11 protein-coding genes and 1 CRISPR repeat array are annotated in these 17,196 nt (G+C 57.9%); of the genes, 6 read left to right on the top strand and 5 right to left on the bottom strand.

All coding sequences use genetic code 11. The features are described 5' to 3' along the window. Nucleotides 1-39: 39 nt before the first annotated feature. The gene (locus H8711_RS06200; RefSeq protein ID WP_249282599.1) at nucleotides 40-1,143 is read left to right on the top strand and encodes a hypothetical protein; all 1,104 of its coding nucleotides are present in this window, start codon (nucleotides 40-42) and stop codon (nucleotides 1,141-1,143) included. 553 nt (nucleotides 1,144-1,696) lie between these two features. Further along, complete coding sequence (locus tag H8711_RS06195) at nucleotides 1,697-2,518, top strand: hypothetical protein (protein ID WP_249282598.1); 822 nt, start codon at nucleotides 1,697-1,699, stop codon at nucleotides 2,516-2,518. A gap of 126 nt (nucleotides 2,519-2,644) precedes the next feature. Here the strand turns inward: H8711_RS06195 and H8711_RS06190 are convergent, their stop codons facing one another. Then, entirely contained in the window at nucleotides 2,645-3,109 is a 465-nt protein-coding gene (locus H8711_RS06190) for a manganese catalase family protein (RefSeq protein ID WP_283245867.1), read from the bottom strand. Nucleotides 3,110-3,156: 47 nt separating this feature from the next. Then, the gene (locus H8711_RS06185) at nucleotides 3,157-9,942 is read right to left on the bottom strand and encodes a discoidin domain-containing protein (RefSeq protein ID WP_249282597.1); all 6,786 of its coding nucleotides are present in this window, start codon (nucleotides 9,940-9,942) and stop codon (nucleotides 3,157-3,159) included. 289 nt (nucleotides 9,943-10,231) lie between these two features. On the opposite strand from H8711_RS06185, the gene H8711_RS06180 reads away from it, so the two are divergent. The 4 genes from H8711_RS06180 (at nucleotide 10,232) to H8711_RS06165 (ending at nucleotide 13,810) form a co-directional block, all read left to right on the top strand. Continuing rightward, on the top strand, nucleotides 10,232-11,443 hold the full coding sequence (locus H8711_RS06180) for an RtcB family protein (RefSeq protein ID WP_249282596.1): 1,212 nt from the start codon (nucleotides 10,232-10,234) through the stop codon (nucleotides 11,441-11,443). Next, complete coding sequence (locus H8711_RS06175) at nucleotides 11,440-11,721, top strand: DUF503 domain-containing protein (RefSeq protein WP_249282595.1); 282 nt, start codon at nucleotides 11,440-11,442, stop codon at nucleotides 11,719-11,721. Before H8711_RS06180 ends, H8711_RS06175 begins: the two co-directional genes overlap by 4 nt. Before the next feature lie 242 nt (nucleotides 11,722-11,963). Continuing rightward, complete coding sequence (locus H8711_RS06170; protein ID WP_249282594.1) at nucleotides 11,964-12,179, top strand: hypothetical protein; 216 nt, start codon at nucleotides 11,964-11,966, stop codon at nucleotides 12,177-12,179. Nucleotides 12,180-12,247: 68 nt separating this feature from the next. Next, entirely contained in the window at nucleotides 12,248-13,810 is a 1,563-nt protein-coding gene (locus H8711_RS06165) for a recombinase family protein (RefSeq protein WP_249282593.1), read from the top strand. A gap of 84 nt (nucleotides 13,811-13,894) precedes the next feature. Continuing rightward, nucleotides 13,895-15,000: direct repeats of the CRISPR family, unit length 33 nt; unit sequence GTTTCTACCCACGTCCTCCTCGCGGAGGACGAC. A gap of 189 nt (nucleotides 15,001-15,189) precedes the next feature. On the opposite strand, the gene cas2 is transcribed toward H8711_RS06165, so the two are convergent. The 3 genes from cas2 to cas4 are packed head-to-tail and all read right to left on the bottom strand — an operon-like array spanning nucleotide 15,190 to nucleotide 17,186. Next, nucleotides 15,190-15,480 carry a CRISPR-associated endonuclease Cas2 gene (gene cas2 / locus H8711_RS06160; protein ID WP_249282592.1) on the bottom strand — a complete coding sequence of 97 codons (291 nt, stop codon included), beginning with the start codon at nucleotides 15,478-15,480 and terminating at the stop codon, nucleotides 15,190-15,192. 9 nt (nucleotides 15,481-15,489) lie between these two features. Further along, nucleotides 15,490-16,521 carry a type I-C CRISPR-associated endonuclease Cas1c gene (gene cas1c / locus H8711_RS06155; protein ID WP_249282591.1) on the bottom strand — a complete coding sequence of 344 codons (1,032 nt, stop codon included), beginning with the start codon at nucleotides 16,519-16,521 and terminating at the stop codon, nucleotides 15,490-15,492. Then, nucleotides 16,518-17,186, bottom strand: a complete 669-nt coding sequence (cas4, locus tag H8711_RS06150) for a CRISPR-associated protein Cas4 (RefSeq protein ID WP_249282590.1) — start codon at nucleotides 17,184-17,186, stop codon at nucleotides 16,518-16,520. Before cas4 ends, cas1c begins: the two co-directional genes overlap by 4 nt. Between the last annotated feature and the right edge of the window lie 10 nt (nucleotides 17,187-17,196).

The following is a 17,196-nucleotide window of genomic DNA, read 5'->3' as shown; positions in this document are numbered from 1 at the left end:
TGTCAAAGCAATCGGATGAGAATGGAGGAACCTGGGGCGATGAAAAAATGGATTTTCTCTCTATTTGCCGCCGCTGTGCTGGCTGGCGCGGCGGTGACGGCACAGGCCGCGCCGGGTGACGCCCCCGTGTGGCTGTGGGTGAGCCCGGCTGTGATGACCTACGACGAGGAAGCCGAAGCGATGTCCCTGGAGGGGCCGCTCGGGCAGATTGACCTCGCAGCCAATACCACCTATTATGTCCCCCTGACGCTGAGCGACGGCTCCGTGAAGGAAGCGGATATCACCGACCACTTTAAAATATTGAGCGATATCGGGGAGGGCAAAGGCTACATTTCATCGGAAATTACCGCCGTTGCCAAGAGGATCAAAAGCGGCGGCAGGCAGGGCAAGGCGCTGTTTCTGCAATTCAGCACGGACGACCGCTTCCAGATGGAGGAGGTTGATTACGAGCTGGGCATCACAATCTATGAAAAGAAACCCGACCGATATGCCGTGATGGGCGCGGAAGACCGCATCTGGGAGGCGACCCTCTCCGGCACGGTGGGATATGGAACCGACTCGGCTGGTTTTTACACCACCCTGGTGGATGAGCGGCCGGTCGTCACCTTTGACGAGGACCTCAAGGAGTATGAGCTCAGCTTTGACGACAAGGCGGTGTTTCTGGTGGGCGGCCCGCAGAACCGCGACCTCTTCCTGCGGCTGGACGACGGGGTTCCCGCGGCATTGGAGGAGAAATACCCCGAGGCGGACATGACCGCGGTGCTGTTTGCGGGCAACAACAAGACCTTCCGCAAATCCGGCATCCTCACCATACCGGCTGAGATGATCGAGGGGAAGGACGGCAGGCGCACGGCGCCCTACCTTTATTCCTATGAAGACGGCAAGCTGGGCGAGGTGAAGGGCGTGAGCTACGACGATGTGGCGGAGGAGTTCGTCATCAAGACCAATATCCTCGGCAACTACATCATCTCGGACACGGAGCTTGCCACAGGCGTTGTGCAGCAGCCGGTACAGACGCCGCTGGACGACGATTGGATTCCCGAAGGGGTGGAGCCCAACCCGAACACCGGCGACGTGGTTTGGCCGGCGGGGCTGGTCGCGCTGCTCCCCTGTGCAGCTGTGCTCCTCCCGCATAAAAAGTGAATGAGTTCGCACTGCCGCCCATCCCGTAGCTGGGATGGGTGGCTTTTTGCGGCCATGCAGTAACCGCTCTGTAACCGAAACCGGGAAAAAGCGCGTAAATACTGGCGCAAAAACTGAAAAATAGCGGTGATTCAGGAAGCCTCAGGCGAAAAAGCCAACTTGGTTACAGAAAAGTTACAATTTTTTTTGAAAAACCGTTGACATTTGTAACCAGGGCGGTTATACTAAGGGTAGTCAATCGGGATGGAGAACCCGGTTGCGGCAACCCTGAAGCTCAGGCGGGATGTGGAGAGCCCGCTTGGCGATTAAAAAAATTTAAATGGAGGAATTCACAATGAAAAAAGTACTTGCTCTTGTACTTGCTGGCGTTATGGCTGCTAGCATGAGCGTTGTATCGTTCGCGGCTGAAAAAGTTGCGGATATCAAATTTGGTAACGAGAAGGCGCTCTACACCTATGATGATGACCACGACAAGATGGATCCCGTTGATGGTGAGACCGCATTGGATGCTAATACCACTTATTATCTGGAAGTAGTGGATGACAAGGAGACAATGCCGCTTGACAAACTGTCCAAACTGAACGATGTGAAAGTTAGAACTTCCATTTCCACCGGTAGTTCCTATATCTCTTCCAAAGCGACCAGCTTTGTGATCAAAACCATTAAGGAAGATAACGCTAAGGTTAAAAAAGCGTATGTTAGCTTCACCACTGCTGATAAGTTCCAGATGGAAGAGCAGGATATCGAACTGACTATCACTCTGTATGATAGTAATGGTAATTCCACTGATACCAAGGACATTGCTGCTTCTGTTGGTTACGACGAGTCCTATGCGAAACCCTACTTCAAGGTTGACGGCCCTGTCGTGAAGTTTGAGGATATCGACGACAACGACGAGATCGAGATCGAGTTCAGCAATGACGATGTCGACAACGTGATCTTCAAGGTCGCTGCGAAAGGCCAGAAGGATCTGTTCCTGAGAATGGATACCGATGTTCCCGAGGCTCTTGAGGACAAATTCCCCAGCGCTGACATCACCGCTGTTTTGTTTGCTGGCAACAACAAGACCTTCAAGAAGACCGGCGAGCTGACCATCCCTGTCGATGCGAAATACATCTACAGCTATGAGGATGGCAAACTGGCTGTGCTTGAGGATGCCAAGTATGACGACGGCAAAGACGAGTGGACCATCAAAACCAACAAGCTCGGCAACTACATCCTGTCCGACACCGAGCTGGTTGCTGCTGAGGGCGAAGGCGAGACTGGTACCGACGCTGAGACCAACCCCGACACCGGCGCTAACGATTTCGTAGGCCTGGCTGTTGCTCTGGCTGTTGTCTCTGTTGCTGGTATCGCTGTTGCGAAACGCAAATAATTGTTGCTTAACAATTAAATTTAAGCCGAAAGGCTAAACAAAAGACCGCCGGTTCTCCAACGGCGGTCTTTTTGTATGCAAACAGGGTGGAAGCTGGCGGGCGTCCACCCTGCTTTTGTTGTAATGTTACCGATTCCTCTGTGTATCAAACGCGGGGTTAAAGGCGTAGAAGTTTTTAGAATCCAGGTTATCCTGTACCACGCGCAGGGCCTCGCCGAACCGCTGGAAGTGTACTATCTCGCGTTCCCGCAGGAACTTGATGGCGTCGCGCACATCCGGGTCGTCGGCCAGGCGCAGGATGTTGTCATAGGTAGTGCGGGCCTTCTGCTCCGCAGCCATGTCCTCGAACAGATCGGTGATCGGGTCGCCGGTCGATTGCAGGGTCGCCGCATTAAACGGCATACCGTTCGCATCCGCCGGGTAGATGCCGGTGGTGTGATCGACGAAGTAAGCGTCAAATCCGCCCTCTTTGATCTGGCTGGGGGAGATGCCGCGCGTAAGCTGATAGACAATGGTGGCGATCATTTCCTCGTGCGCCAGTTCTTCTGTACCTGTATCGGTATCGATATTGCGCTTGCCGCAGCTGCCCAATCCAATAAGATATCCCCCCGCATAAGCGGGGGGATGTTTTATTGGTATTATTGGGATTGTTTTTTGCGCTTGATCAGCAGGAAGCTCACGCCGCCGATAGCCGCAGCCGCCAGCACCAGCAGCCACAGGCCCGAGAGGTTCTCGCCCTGCTCCGCCGCCGCTTGCTGCGCGCCGCCGATCGTCTCGTTCGCACTGGCCGCTTCGCCAGCAGGCGCCGCCGCGTTCGGCACCGTCGCTGCCACCTCGCCGCCCGTCTCCGGGTTCAGGCTGATGGCGCCGCTCTGTGCCGCCGTCTCGCCGTCTGCCATCGCAATCAGTTCCGCCGCGCTGTAGTACACCGCGGATGCGTCGATCGCGTAATTGCTCAGCAGATATGCCTTTCCGCCGATCTCGACGTTCAGCGTGACGCCCTTCGCCGCCGCTGCATCGATCACCGTCGCAGGCATCATCGCTCCGCTCTCCAGCGTCGCGTTTACCGTGCCGCCTTTGGTCGTGTTGTTGATCTTCTCGATGATCCCGTTCCAGTAATCGTTGTCACTTACTTTAGAAACAGAGCCGCTCGAGCCGCCCTTCGTCTTCAGGCCCTTCACTGCGTTCGCCAGCTTGGTTGCCGCGCCGTTCAGCTCTTCTTCCGTCGCATTCGCGTTCGCCAACAGCGCTTTCGCTTCCGCCTGCGCTGCCTGCACCGCATTCCAGCTCGCTGCTGTGTAACGCGCCGCGTTCAGCCCGTTCACTTCGGCCACCGCCTGCATGAGGCGCACCTTCGCGACCGCGCGGGTCAGGTTCTTTGCCATGTCGTCGAGGCCTTTCTGGGTCGCTTCATCGCTCTCGCACAGCGCTTCCGCTTCGGCAACCAGCTCTGCCAGGCCGGCCTTGCTCGCCTCGTCGTACTTGCTGTCAGCCAGGATCTCCTTCGCCAGCTTGAGCGCTGCGTTGATCGCCGCATAGTTGAACTCGCTCTGCAATGCGTTGATCGCTTCAAACAGCTTGTCGCACGCCTCTGCGATCATCGCCTCGGTCGCGTTGCCGTTTGCTTCCACTGCCTTCGCCTCGGTCAGCACCGCTTGCAGGTTCGCCCAGCTGCTCGGGCGGTAGTTGCCTTCTTCCAATGCATCCGCCGCTGCGATCAGCTGTCTCAGCAGGGTCTTATCCGCCTTCACCAGCTCGGTGATCCTGGTCATCACCGCCGCGTACTCGGCGTTGATCTCAGCCTGCGTCGTGTCCGCGTTATCCAGCACCGCTTTCGCGCTGTTCACTGCCGCCTGCAGCGCTTCCTTCGTGGCCGCAGTCAGGCTTTCGTCCTTCAACAGGTCTTCCGCGATCTCGACTGCCAGCGTAAGCAGGCTCTTATCGGGCGCGTAGCTCAGGCCGTCGCGCGCCGCTACCAGCGCGAGGTAGGCATCGAACACCTGGCTTTCGGTTGCAGCGGGATCCGCAGCAACTGTCTTCGCTGCATTCAGCGCATCAGTCAGCGCAGCCCAGCTCGCCGCGGTGTAGCGGCCTTCGTCGTATTTCCCGTCGACCGCCGCGATCAGCGCCTTCAGCGCTGTCTTATCTACGCCCGAAGTGCTGTCCAGAATGGTGATTTCGATGGTCGCGGACACCTCGGGGTTGGAGCGCAGCGCCGCTTTGACGACAACCGTTCCGGCCGCCTTGGGTTTGAGCAGCCCGCCCAAGGTGATGGTGGCGATCTTCGATTTGTTGCCGTCCGCGTCCTGGACAGTCCAGCGCACGTCGGTATCGTTGGCATTTTCGGGTAGATACCGGATGCTCATCTGAAGGGTTTCGCCCAGTTCAACCGAGGTATTTCCACCTTCGGGCAGAATTTCCAGGCTTTCAGCGGGAATTTCGTGTTCGTAGACGATGAATTCGCTCAGTGCGATGCCCATTTCAGGCTGGTGCTCCATCGTCAAAAGAATCTGCGAGGTGGATACCGGATCAAAGGTGATGGTGTTGTTGCCCTTTACAAATCCGGTGGTCATCGAGGGATTGGTCACATCCACAAAGGCTTCGCCATTCCAAACCTGCACCTTGATGCTCTTGGGCGCTTTGCAGCCGTAATCCTCAAAGAAGGGGAGCACCACGGTATCAATGATATATTCATCGTTCAGGATCGCACCGACTTCCGCATCGTAGGGGTATCCGTTGCGGCTCCAATCGGTCCAGGAGCGGGAACCCACTTCCACATCCACGCGGCCGTCGTTGAGCTCCAGCTTGCGGTCCTGCGGATCGTTGTCGTAACCCTCCTGGCAGGTGTGGGTGTTTTCACCCAGGAAGATCTCACCGCCGTTGGACTTTTCCGCAAGATTGACGCGGGGTTTGGTCTCGGTGCCCACCACAGATGCCTGAACCTGCTCCACTTCGACGGTGAACTGCGGGTCAAACGCGTCGGAATTCATATAGTTGAGGATGGAATTGCGCAGTGCGCGCGCCTCGGGGTACTGATTTTGCAGCTGTTCCAGGCCCATGGAGGAGACCATCAGCTTGCCTTCGCCCACCTTTGCCTCATACAAAAGGCCCATGGTGCGGATGGTGGAGAAGCTGTCGAGCACCTGCACGAGCGGCTCGATTTTGGCGCCGTCCTCGTGTGTGAAGGATTCCAGGATCATCGGGCGGCCCAGCTTGGCCATCGCCCACCACTGGTAGTTGGAATGGTACTCGGTCGGGAACCCGTCGAACACCGGATGCTCCGGGTTCATCAGCAGACCCATCGAACCGGGCTGCGATTCGCTGACGAACTGGGAGGACCAGAACGCGGTGGTGAAGGTGCCGGTGATGCTGTTGGGCAGGGTACTCTTGTTCACCTTGGGGCTGAGCAGCACCTTGCCGCCGTCCTCCAGGATGTAGAGCGCTTCCTCGTTGAGAAATTCGGTGACGTATACCTCGCCCTCGTCTGCCTTCTCTCCAGCGGGATACACCCAGAGGTCGTAGTGATTGGTGACTTCGCCCAAACCGATGGTCAGCTTGAGCTGGGACGGTTTGGCGATGCCCGACAGCGGGATGGAAATTGTGCCGGCAGCGGTGACGTCACCCTGTGGGAAGTCGGCAGAGGCGATGGTATCCTCCGCAAGCACATTGCCGTCTTGGTCGGTCAGGCGGTAGAACATCTGGCCGCTGAGGTCGTCCGGGCCGTAGTTGGCAAGCAGCAGCTTGCCGGTAAAGGTCTCCGCGTTGGTCCAGCTGAACTTTTCGGTCTCCAACAATGCCACCTCGGGACTGAAGAAGGTTGCAAATTCTGCGGGTGTGGCGAAGTCGTAGGGCTTCGCGTCGCCCAGGGCGTTCATCATGCCCACCAGCGCGGTGCTCTGGCCGCTGAAATCCTGGATGCCCAGCAGGGAGATGCCGCTCATGTGTTTGGTGCGCAGCGCGGCCTCGATCTCCATGCGGTATCCGATGCGGGAGAGCATGCCGGATGCGTTGATAAACTTTTCTGTCATTTCGTCGGAGATGTCCAGGCGGTCGAGGCGCTCATCCACCAGTTGGAGGTTGCGCGGCTCCAGCACGCCAGTGTAATCATCCAGTTCGCCGAGCACGTCGGGGAACACCTGGAACTGGCCGACCTCAAAGCTGAACGCCGGGATGCCGGCCTCATTGGCGGCGCGCTGGATGGCGTTGTTGTAGTTGACGGTGGTTGAGGGATATTGCTGATTGATGAATCCGCTCATACCGGCGTAGATGCCGCGCATGGACGTGCCGCGGTAGACCTGGCCGGTGAAGAATTCGGAGTGTGCGGTGGGCGCGGTGCCGCCGTATCCGGCGTTGGATGCAAACGAATACAGGCGGGTCGCATCCTGCTCCTTGAGCTGGGCCAGCAGTTGATCGGCAAATTCGTAGCCGCCGCCGGCAAACACCAGCTCATTGCCGAAGGTGAACATTACGAAGGAGGGATGGTTGGCGTATTCCTTGACGATCGCCTTAGCCTCCTTGGTGTAGTAGTCCTTTTCCACCGGTCCGTCGAACATCGAGCCAGCGTCCCAGCAGGAAAGCTCAGGCTGGAGAAAGAGTCCCATCCGGTCGGCCACGGCGAATGCGGCCTCGGGCGGGCACCAGCTGTGGAACCGCACCGCGTTGATGCCGAACGATTGGTAGGTAGAGAACAGCTTCTCCCAGCCCGCTTCGTCCATCGGCGCGTAGGCGGTGAGGGGGAAGACTGCGCAGTTGGCTTCACTGCGTAAAAAGACCTTGTCGCCGTTGTTGGTGAGCTGCTTGGTTTCGGGATCGACCCCGAACACCCGCATACCGAACTGCTCTTCTGCCGTGCTGCCGTTATCCAGCGAGGCGCTCATGGTGTAGAGGTTCTGTTCAAACTCGCTCCACAGCTTCACATCCGCGCCCATGTCGTAATCGGGCAGGGAGACGGTCGCAGATGTACCCGCGGCAACCGTCACCGGCAGCTTGCGCGCGGCCATACCGGGCGCCTCCAGGGTGATTTCACCGCTGAAGTCCTCGGCCGAACTGTTCTTCACATCCACCTGCACGGTGGCACTCTTCAAATCATCGTTGGGGTAGACGCGCAGGCCGTCGATGTTCACCAGCTCGTCGATTTGCAGCTCAAACCGGCCGACGATGCCGTTCCAGTTGGTCTGGGTCTCCTCCGTGGCCATCGAGGAGGTGGTGATGGCCGCGCGCGGGGTGTTGGGGTAGGAGTTGTCCACCACGATGGTGATGGTGTTGAGCTGTCCAAAGGTGAGCGCGGCGGTCAGGTCGTACACCTGAGAGGTCGCCATCACGTTGGTGGTTTCGGGCGAGAGCACCTCGCTGCCGTTCACCCACACCCGCGTCTCGCGCGAGCGCTCTATGAACAGGCTGACCTGCTTGCCCTGCCACGAATTCGGAATGAACACCTCCCGCTGGTAGGTCGCAGGGCCGGTGTAGATGTAGTAGCGGCTCAGCCGGCGGGGGTCGCGGTAGGTGTTGACCGAGCCCTTTTTGTTTTCATCCAGGGTGCCGGGTAGGGTGACGGTATCCTCCAGGACAGCCTCCGCCTGATAGGCGCCCAGGTAGAAATCCCACTTGCCCGAGAGGTCGTACCGCTCCGCGCCCGCGAAGCGCAGCGCGTCCAGCGTATTTTTGAGCGCTGCCGCCGTCTCGTGGATCTGCACGGCGGTGCTGCCGCTGTCTCCGGCGACCGCGCGCGCCGTTTCAGTGGCGGAACTCAAGAGCGCCCGGTCCTGTTCGTTTTCAATGCTCGCGAGCAGCTCCTCCGCCTCGGCGATCAGGGCGTTGAGATCCCCGCGCTGGTAGCGGTTGACCTGATCCGCAAAGGCGATGCGCGCGTTCTCGATTTCCCCGGCGAGCGCGTAGCAGTCAGCGGGTGTGACAGCCTCGTCCAACTGCGCCGCAAACCCGTCCAGTTCGGCGGTAAAGCTGTCGATCGCCGCCTGCGGGTATTGCCCGACCTCAGCGCCCGCCTGCGCGTTCAGCAGGAACTGCGCCGCCCTGCCGTAGGCGTCCATCAGCGCCACATAGCCGCGGTCGTAGATGGAGACATCCACCTCCGCGATAGCGGTGTTGGAGCTGGTGCTTGCGAGTGAGCGGATTTCTAAATACTGCGCCTGCCGGTCGCCCAGGGGGACAACCGAAGCGTCGTACCCCGACGCGGCGCTAAAGGTCGCGGCCAGCTCCAACTGCTCGGGGTCGTCGCCCATGTACACCTCGCCGGAGGTGATCTTGCCGGTCGCCATATCCTGGCGCGGGGTGATGCTGATTTTATTGAGCAGCACAGAACGTCCGAGGTCGATGACCAAGCTGTGCGGGTGAGGGGTATTTTCAGGGTCCCACTGGGTGTGCCAGATGGTGGAGGTGTCGCCGTCGATCGCCTTGTCGGCTTCATATCCGGCGTTTTCACTGCTGGAGCTGGCGCTCATGCCCGCCTTGGGCAGATCGACCACCAGGTCCTCGCCGTCCGTCATATTGCTGGCGAGCAGGGTCTCGATGGCGGACTGCACCGCGTCGAGCTGCGCGAAGATCGCATCCACATCTGCGGTGTCGAGCAGCGCTTCCAGCGCGTCGCGTTCTGCGTCGAGCGCATCCCACGCATCCTGTTTGAACTGGTGCGCCCCAGAGCCGATGTCCGTCGCATAGGCGAGCACACGGTCGGCGTGCGCGATCCTCTCCAGGATTTTATCGTTGTAAGCGCCGGGAACCTCACTGGAAAGGCCGAATTTAATCTCCGAGGCCGAGACGCTGTAGGTGTCATTTTTGTTGCTATCCACCTTATCCTTGGCGACAAAGCGCACCAACACCGCAGATACCGGCAAAAATTCTACCGCCGCGGTTTTGGCGCGGGTCCAGGTGCCCTCGGCCACCTTGTCCAAATCCGCCTCGTCCGCGGTGGGGCTCACCCACACCTCGTATTCGGTGACAAACTGGAATCCGGTCGCGCTGCGTGCAACATAGACCAGCGAATCGATGGTGCGCGGCTGGTCAAACTCCACCTGGAGCCAGTGCGGGAAGGTGGGCGGGTCCCCCTCCCAGGGGGTGTGCCAGCAGTTGTTCGGGTCGTCCTCGATCCCGTCCACCGCCTTTTCCGGTTCATAGCCGCCCTGATGGGAGCTGGCGGTCACCGCCGCGATTCCGCTGACCGGAACATATTCCTTGTCCTCCGGCAGTGCGTTTAACAGGGCGGGCAGTTGTGCATCTGCGGAGGATTCTGCGGGAATCTCCTCCGACGGGGGCTCCGCCGGTGTGGGCTCCAGCAGCACCGCTGCCGAAGATTCTCCCTGCAGGGCCACGGGGTTTGTTTCCTCCGCCAGCACTGCAACGCTGCCGCCGATGGCGAGCTGCGCCGCGAGGATGATGGCCAGGGTCGCTTGCAATAGCCTCTTTTTCATCTGTCTTCTCCTCTCCGATTTCAACTTATTTCACAAAAAGTGCAGAGACTAGAGTGAAAATATGTCTGATATCTCTATCATTTTAAACCAAATATCGTGGGAAATCATTCCAAAATCCGATCAAATAATTTCGAAATCCGACCATCTTTTTTCAAAATTTAATTAATTAGGAGCAGAATATGATAAAAGTGCGCAACTTTTTTTAGATGATAATGGAAATGATGTCTGATAGAATAAAGATAGTTCCAACGGCCAAAGACAAGAGAGAAAGTGAAACGAGGTGAGCGATATGCTCGAGGTCAAGGGGAAATACAACACCGCGAAGATATTCACCGATGTGGTGGACGAGGCATCCATCGCGCAGGTGCTCCAGTTGTGCAACCAGGAATTCACAGCGGGGAGCCGCATCCGCCTGATGCCCGACGTGCACGCGGGCGCGGGCTGCACAGTGGGCACCACCATGACCATCGCAGACCGCGTGGTGCCGAACCTTGTCGGGGTGGACATCGGCTGCGGGATGGAGACGGTCCGCCTTGTAGAGCGGGAGCTGGACTGGAAGGCGCTGGACGAGCTGATCTATGCGCGCATCCCGTCCGGGTTCGAGGTGCGTGGGAAGGCGCACCCCTACGCTGCAAAGATCGATTTGCAGCAGCTCGCCTGCCGCGGCGAGGTCAACCTCCTGCGCGCCGAACAGAGCATCGGGACGTTGGGCGGCGGCAACCATTTTATTGAGGTCGACCGGGATGAGGCGGGAAACCTTTACCTGGTGGTGCACTCGGGTAGCCGGCACCTGGGCCTGGAGGTGGCGAACTACTACCAGCGCGCGGGCTACGAAGCGCTCAACGGGTGCAGTCCGGCGGATGTCCAGGCCTTGATCGATTCGCTCAAGGCCCAGGGAAAGGAAAAACAGATCGAAAGCGCGGTTAAGAAGCTCCGGAATACCAAGCGCACCGCTATCCCCCGCGAGCTGTGCTATGTGCAAGGGGAACTGTTCGATCAGTACATCCACGATATGCACATCGTCCAGCAGTTTGCCATGCTCAACCGGCAGGCGATGATGGACGAGATGGTGCGGGGGCTGGGTCTGCATATTGCGGAACAGTTCACCACCATCCACAACTATATCGACACCGAAGCCATGATCCTGCGCAAGGGCGCGGTTTCCGCCAAGGCGGGCGAGCGGCTGCTCATCCCCATCAACATGCGGGATGGGAGCCTGATCTGCACCGGCCTGGGCAACGAGGATTGGAACTGCTCCGCACCCCACGGAGCGGGCCGCCTGATGAGCCGCGCCCAGGCCAAACAGCGCTTCACCGTGGATGAATTCCAGCGCGAGATGGAGGGAGTCTACACCACATCGGTGGGAAAATCGACCCTCGACGAGTGCCCCATGGCCTATAAGGGCATGGCGGACATCGTGGAAAACATCGGACCGACCGCCAAAATTGAAGCGGTTATCAAGCCTATCTATAACTTTAAGGCGGGGGAGGAATCGTTATGACCGTCGCGGTGCTGACCCTGCGGCTGCGCGCACCCTGGGTGCATTCCCTCAAGGAAAAGCGGATGGAACTCCGCAGCCTGCTGGCGAAGCTGCGGAACAAGTTCAATGTCTCTGTAGCTGAGACGGACGAGCAGGACACCCACCAGCTTCTTGTCATCAGCGCGGCGGCCGTCGCCACAGATTCCGCACAGGCGGACAGTATTCTCGATCATGTCCTCGCCTTTGTAGAGGCGAATACCGAGGCGGAAGTGGTCGCGGTGGAGAGGGAACTTCTTTGACAACGTGAAGTTGAGAGAAGAGATAAACCAAATTCTCAATTGGATTACCGGCGATGCTTTCCATATTGGCCGCCGCAATCCGCAGAGATAAAATTGACCGCACAGGGTTCCGGCGGCCCGCTGGGGCCCTGTTCATTTTGAGGCCACATACCGTCCAAGCCCAGATGCATATAAAAATACCAGTCGCAGATGCGGCTGGTATTTTTATATGCCTGAATTCACAGCGGAAGGGGATGTTCGCCATGCGCCACGGCAAACTCCAGATTCAGATTATGCCGGATGCGGCGATTCAGAATGCCGATCTGCGGCAAAACCGGGCCTTTCTCCACCAGGTAGAGGAGGCTTTGCTGCTGGGGCTTGTAGGGCAGGGGAAGCTCACCCGGGAACAGTACGACCGATGTGCCCGCGCCTTGTCAGAGAAAGCTGAAGAAGTCCTTCCGGAAAGACGGTTCAAATGAATTTCAGCCGTCCTTGAGGTGGGACCGATGCGACAAAAGCGGCCCTATATGAAAGAAAGAAGGCGCCCATGATGCAGAGAGTCGCCGCCTACTGTAGAGTATCTACCGATAAGGAGGATCAGGCCAATTCCCTCGAAAGCCAGAAGCGATACTTTTGCGAATACATCCGGAACAACCCGCAGTGGCAGCTTACAGAGCTCTACGTGGACGAGGGGATCACCGGAACAAACACAAAAAAGCGGCGCTCCTTTCACAAAATGATCGGCGACGCTCAAAACCGCAGGTTCGACCTCCTGCTCACCAAAGAGATCAGCCGGTTCGCGCGCAACACACTGGACAGCATCTACTACACCCGCAAGCTCAAGGAATGGGGCGTCGGAGTGATATTTTTGCGGGACAATATCAACACGCTCGACCCGGACGCTGAGCTTCGCCTCACGATTATGGCTTCCATCGCCCAGGAGGAGAGCCGCAAGACCTCCGACCGGGTAAAGTGGGGCCAGAAACGCCGGATGGAGCAGGGGGTGGTATTCGGGCGCAGCCTGCTGGGCTACGACGTAAAGGGCGGGGAGATTTCCATCAACGAAGAGGGCGCCGAAGTCGTCCGCCTGATTTTTCATAAATTTGTTGTGGAGGGGAAGGGGACCCACGTCATCGCCAGGGAGCTGCGGGAGGCGGGCATTCCCACCTTTCGCTGTGCGCAGCAGTGGTCGAACACCGCCATTCTGCGGGCTCTGCGCAACGAAAAGTACTGCGGCGACCTGGTTCAGAAAAAGACTATCACGCCCGATTACCTCACTCACGAGAAAAAACGGAACTGCGGCGAGGAGGAGCTCGTCGTTCTCCGCGACCACCATCCACCCATCGTCGACCGGGGACTGTGGGAGCGGGCTCAGAAAGAGCTCGCCCGCCGCGCTCCAAGCGGGGATCAGCGCTCCCGACATTCCAACCGCTATTGTTTTTCGGGCAAGCTACGATGCGGCGTCTGCGGCGCGCCCTTTGTTCCTCGTATCAAAAAGCGGAAGGATGGCAGTGACTACAGGGCATGGCGATGTCAACAGGCGGCCAACTGGGGGCGGCCCCACATTGACGCTGCGGGGAACCGGTTGGGCTGCGACGGCCGTCAATTGGGGCACGAAGATTTGCTGTTGGTGATGGGGCAGGTGGTCCGGTCATTGGAGATCGAGCGGGAGGAGATGGTGGCCGGGCTGCTTGAGGTGATCGAACCAGCATTGGCAGCGCCGCAAAGCGGTCAGGATCAAAAACAGTTGAGCGCCAAGATGCGGCAGGTTCAAAGCAGAAGGGAGCGCTTGATCGAGGCCTATCTCATGCAGGAGATCGGAAGGCCAGACTTTATGAATTTGTCTCAAAAATATCAGCGGGAGCTTGGGGACCTGGAAGCGGAGCTTACTCGGCGGATATCCGAGAAAGCGAGTGGAGACAACCGGAGTGAAGCGCTGGACGAAATCGCCGCCTCGCTGCGTGGGATGTTGTCGGGTGGGGTGGCGGAGGAATTGTTCTATCGGAGTCTGCTGGATTACATGATCGTCTACGGACGGGAACGTTTGGAAGTGTTTCTCTACCGATTGCCGGGCTGTATCACGGTGCTGTTGGGCGATGCAGCAGTATGAGAGGTTAAACAAGGGAGTTAATGAACTGCGTCCTCCTCGCGGAGGACGACCATCACGACATATTTCGACAGTTGCGTATTTAACGTTTCTACCCACGTCCTCCTCGCGGAGGACGACCGCCGATCCGCTCCCCATTGGATTTCTCTACCCGGTTTCTACCCACGTCCTCCTCGCGGAGGACGACATGCGCTGGAATGCCCGTCAACAGGCTAAGGCTAAGTTTCTACCCACGTCCTCCTCGCGGAGGACGACCCGCTCTGCGCCTCGGAGAACTGTTTGGCATCAAAGTTTCTACCCACGTCCTCCTCGCGGAGGACGACACCCCTGAAGATATCGGTTACACCGAGTTTCAGGGTTTCTACCCACGTCCTCCTCGCGGAGGACGACACAAACCACAAATAATCATTCATCGGGAAATTATGTTTCTACCCACGTCCTCCTCGCGGAGGACGACCCGTCTGGCGTACTCTACTTTTGGCACAACGACATGTTTCTACCCACGTCCTCCTCGCGGAGGACGACCATGCCTTTGCGCCAAGCGTCGCCTACTCACTCCGTTTCTACCCACGTCCTCCTCGCGGAGGACGACCATATGCGCTGGAATGCCCGTCAACAGGCTAAGTTTCTACCCACGTCCTCCTCGCGGAGGACGACCCCGCTGGCGTACTTGGACGGATGGTGATGAGCGTTTCTACCCACGTCCTCCTCGCGGAGGACGACCATCCCTTATTGTAAGCATAGGCGTTACATTTGTGTTTCTACCCACGTCCTCCTCGCGGAGGACGACGTCTGCGCGGTCAGATTATGGCGGTAGATTTTAAGTTTCTACCCACGTCCTCCTCGCGGAGGACGACCTATGAGGCGGTTGACCTCGCTTTGCAGGGTGGCGTTTCTACCCACGTCCTCCTCGCGGAGGACGACTAGTTCTGGGGGGTATTTGACTTCTGACCAAATTGTTTCTACCCACGTCCTCCTCGCGGAGGACGACAGAAGATTGAGACGAAGAAAAAGTATAATTATAGTTTCTACCCACGTCCTCCTCGCGGAGGACGACGTCATAGTAAGGTAATCAATAAGGACTTGCACTTGGTTTCTACCCACGTCCTCCTCGCGGAGGACGACTTATTCTCTTTTATTCTTATGTATTCTCTTATCATGTTTCTACCCACGTCCTCCTCGCGGAGGACGACTGCAAAAAGAGAGAAAAAAGACGAGAAAAATCGTTTGTTTTCGTCAAATTAGCTGGGAAAAGAGCGAAAATATCCCCAATGTAAGCTCACATTCCTGATTTTTGGCATTTGGGGTACTAATTTTTGGGTGCGAGCCTCCCGGGAAAACTCTGTTTACTTGGGTTTCGCACATTCGTTGGGGAGGCGGATTTATAGAAATAACACCCCCTCCGCATCATAGGAAGGTTTGGCGCCGACATGCTTTACCTTGGTGTGATATCGGTTCCCCAAGTAATAAAAGCGAAGGCTGTCGCGGGCCGGATCAATGATGGATTCCAGCTTATGTTCCAGTTCTGCACACTGGGAGGCATCCAAGACACATTCAAATACGGAGTTTTGCACCCGTTGTCCTCGGCTGATGCAGGCCTTGGCTACCTGGCGCAGGCGCTTTTTCCCCGCAGAATCCTCCGTATTTACATCATAAGTGACGAGTACTAACATTTATTCCCCTCATTTCCATAAGAAAGGCGGATATGCGTCCAGATCGCCTCGCAAAAAACGGACCAATAAAAGGGCTTGGATATAAGGGATCAATCCCCAAGGCACCTTTTCATTTAAGTAAGGATGGACAAGGGTTTCCCGTTTTTTGTTCTGCCAAGCGGAGGTAAAAGCCTTTCGCCCATCCTCCGTCAGCCAAACGGCGCCATTTTCTTTCGTTTGGAAGTGTTTGGCCTGGATGGTCCGCACATTAATCAGGGTGATTGCCAGGCGGTCCACAAAGATAGCGCGCAGCTCCTCCATGAGGTCCAACGCCAGGGAGGTGCGCCCCGGCCGGTCGCGATGCAGAAATCCCACATAGGGGTCCAGCCCAACGGCTTCCAATGCTGCGGCACAATCATGGGCCAGCAGTGTGTATCCATAGGAAAGGAGTGCGTTTACCGGGTCCAGTGGAGGCCGCCGGGAGCGGCCCTGAAAGGAAAAGTCGGCTTTGTTTTGCAGGATCAACTGATCCAAGACATCGAAATATCGGGTGGCGGCTTCCCCCTCCAATCCGCGGAGGACGCCGAGATCCTCACAGGATGCGGCAGCGCGAGCCGCGTTCAGAAGCAGGCCGGAGGCTCGCTTTAGTTTGGAAACATCCACCTGCAGCGGGTGATCCCGCGTTGCACGTTCCAACACCCAACGGCTGTTGGACAGCTTGCCGGCGATCATGTTGCGGGCGATGAGGCAGCTCTGTTCCGGGCTGTCGGAACGGCGGTATTGTTCCTTTCGCAGCAGAACATTCCCGCGCGTTTGCCCGCAAACCCGGGCCAGGAACCGCCCCTGAGGGGAGAAGAAGCAGAGGGCCACATTGCGTTGGGCACAGGCTCCCATCAGTGCGGGGCTTGCCCCGCGGTAGCTGAAGGAAAGGATATTTTCCAGAGTGAGCAGCGGAAAGCGCCCCAGCTCCCGATCTCCGTTTAATACGACAACATTTTCCGCTTCCAGTGCGAGATAGCTGTCCTCTGTAAAGACAAACAAGGTGTTGAGCAGATGTCTCATGGGTCGTCGTCGCCTCCCAGATAGGATTGCAGATAGTCGGAGACAGAAGGTCTCCGTTCCAACCGGCTCATGCAAAGGTCAACGAGGGAACAGGCGCGGCACTGTTTGCCCGGTTTCACCCGGGGCGTATAGCCGCGGCGGAAGAGGGTGTGCATCTCCTCAGCCATTTGAGCGACGGTTTGGCGCAGAACATCGTCCAAGTCCACCGCTGTACGGCGCCGGGGCTCTCCGTAATAGAGATATCCCTTCGGCACCGCACAGCAGAACATCTCCTCCAGGCAGATCGCTTGTGCGCAGAGCTGGAGCTCGTCCGCCTGATGATCCTTGGGCCTTCCGCGCTTATATTCCACAGGGACGGGCAGCCAGAGACCCTCACGGTTGGCCAAAGGAACGCCGGAAGGGGATGCGCGGAACTCCACCACATCGCATATACCATAGAGCCCCAGTGTCCGGGAGGATACCGACAGGCCGCGGCTCACCAGCAGATCGTTTCGTTTCTCGGTAAACTGGTCGTCATGGGCGCGCTCGTGGAGCAGCTTCCCCTGAGTGGTCAGCAGGTTTTCAGCCCATTGCTGCTCCAGATAGGCCAACGCCCACTGGCGGCGGCAGTAGCAAAAATGCTGGATGCCGGAAATCGCCAGAAATTCGTCTTCTTGATATTCCATCGCGCCGAAT

The sequence above is a fragment of the Ligaoa zhengdingensis genome (assembly GCF_014384885.1).
Taxonomy (GTDB): Bacteria; Bacillota; Clostridia; order Oscillospirales; family Ruminococcaceae; genus Ligaoa; species Ligaoa zhengdingensis.
The sequence above is the reverse complement of the archived record's forward strand: the minus strand, read 5'-3'. Positions and strand labels throughout refer to the sequence as shown.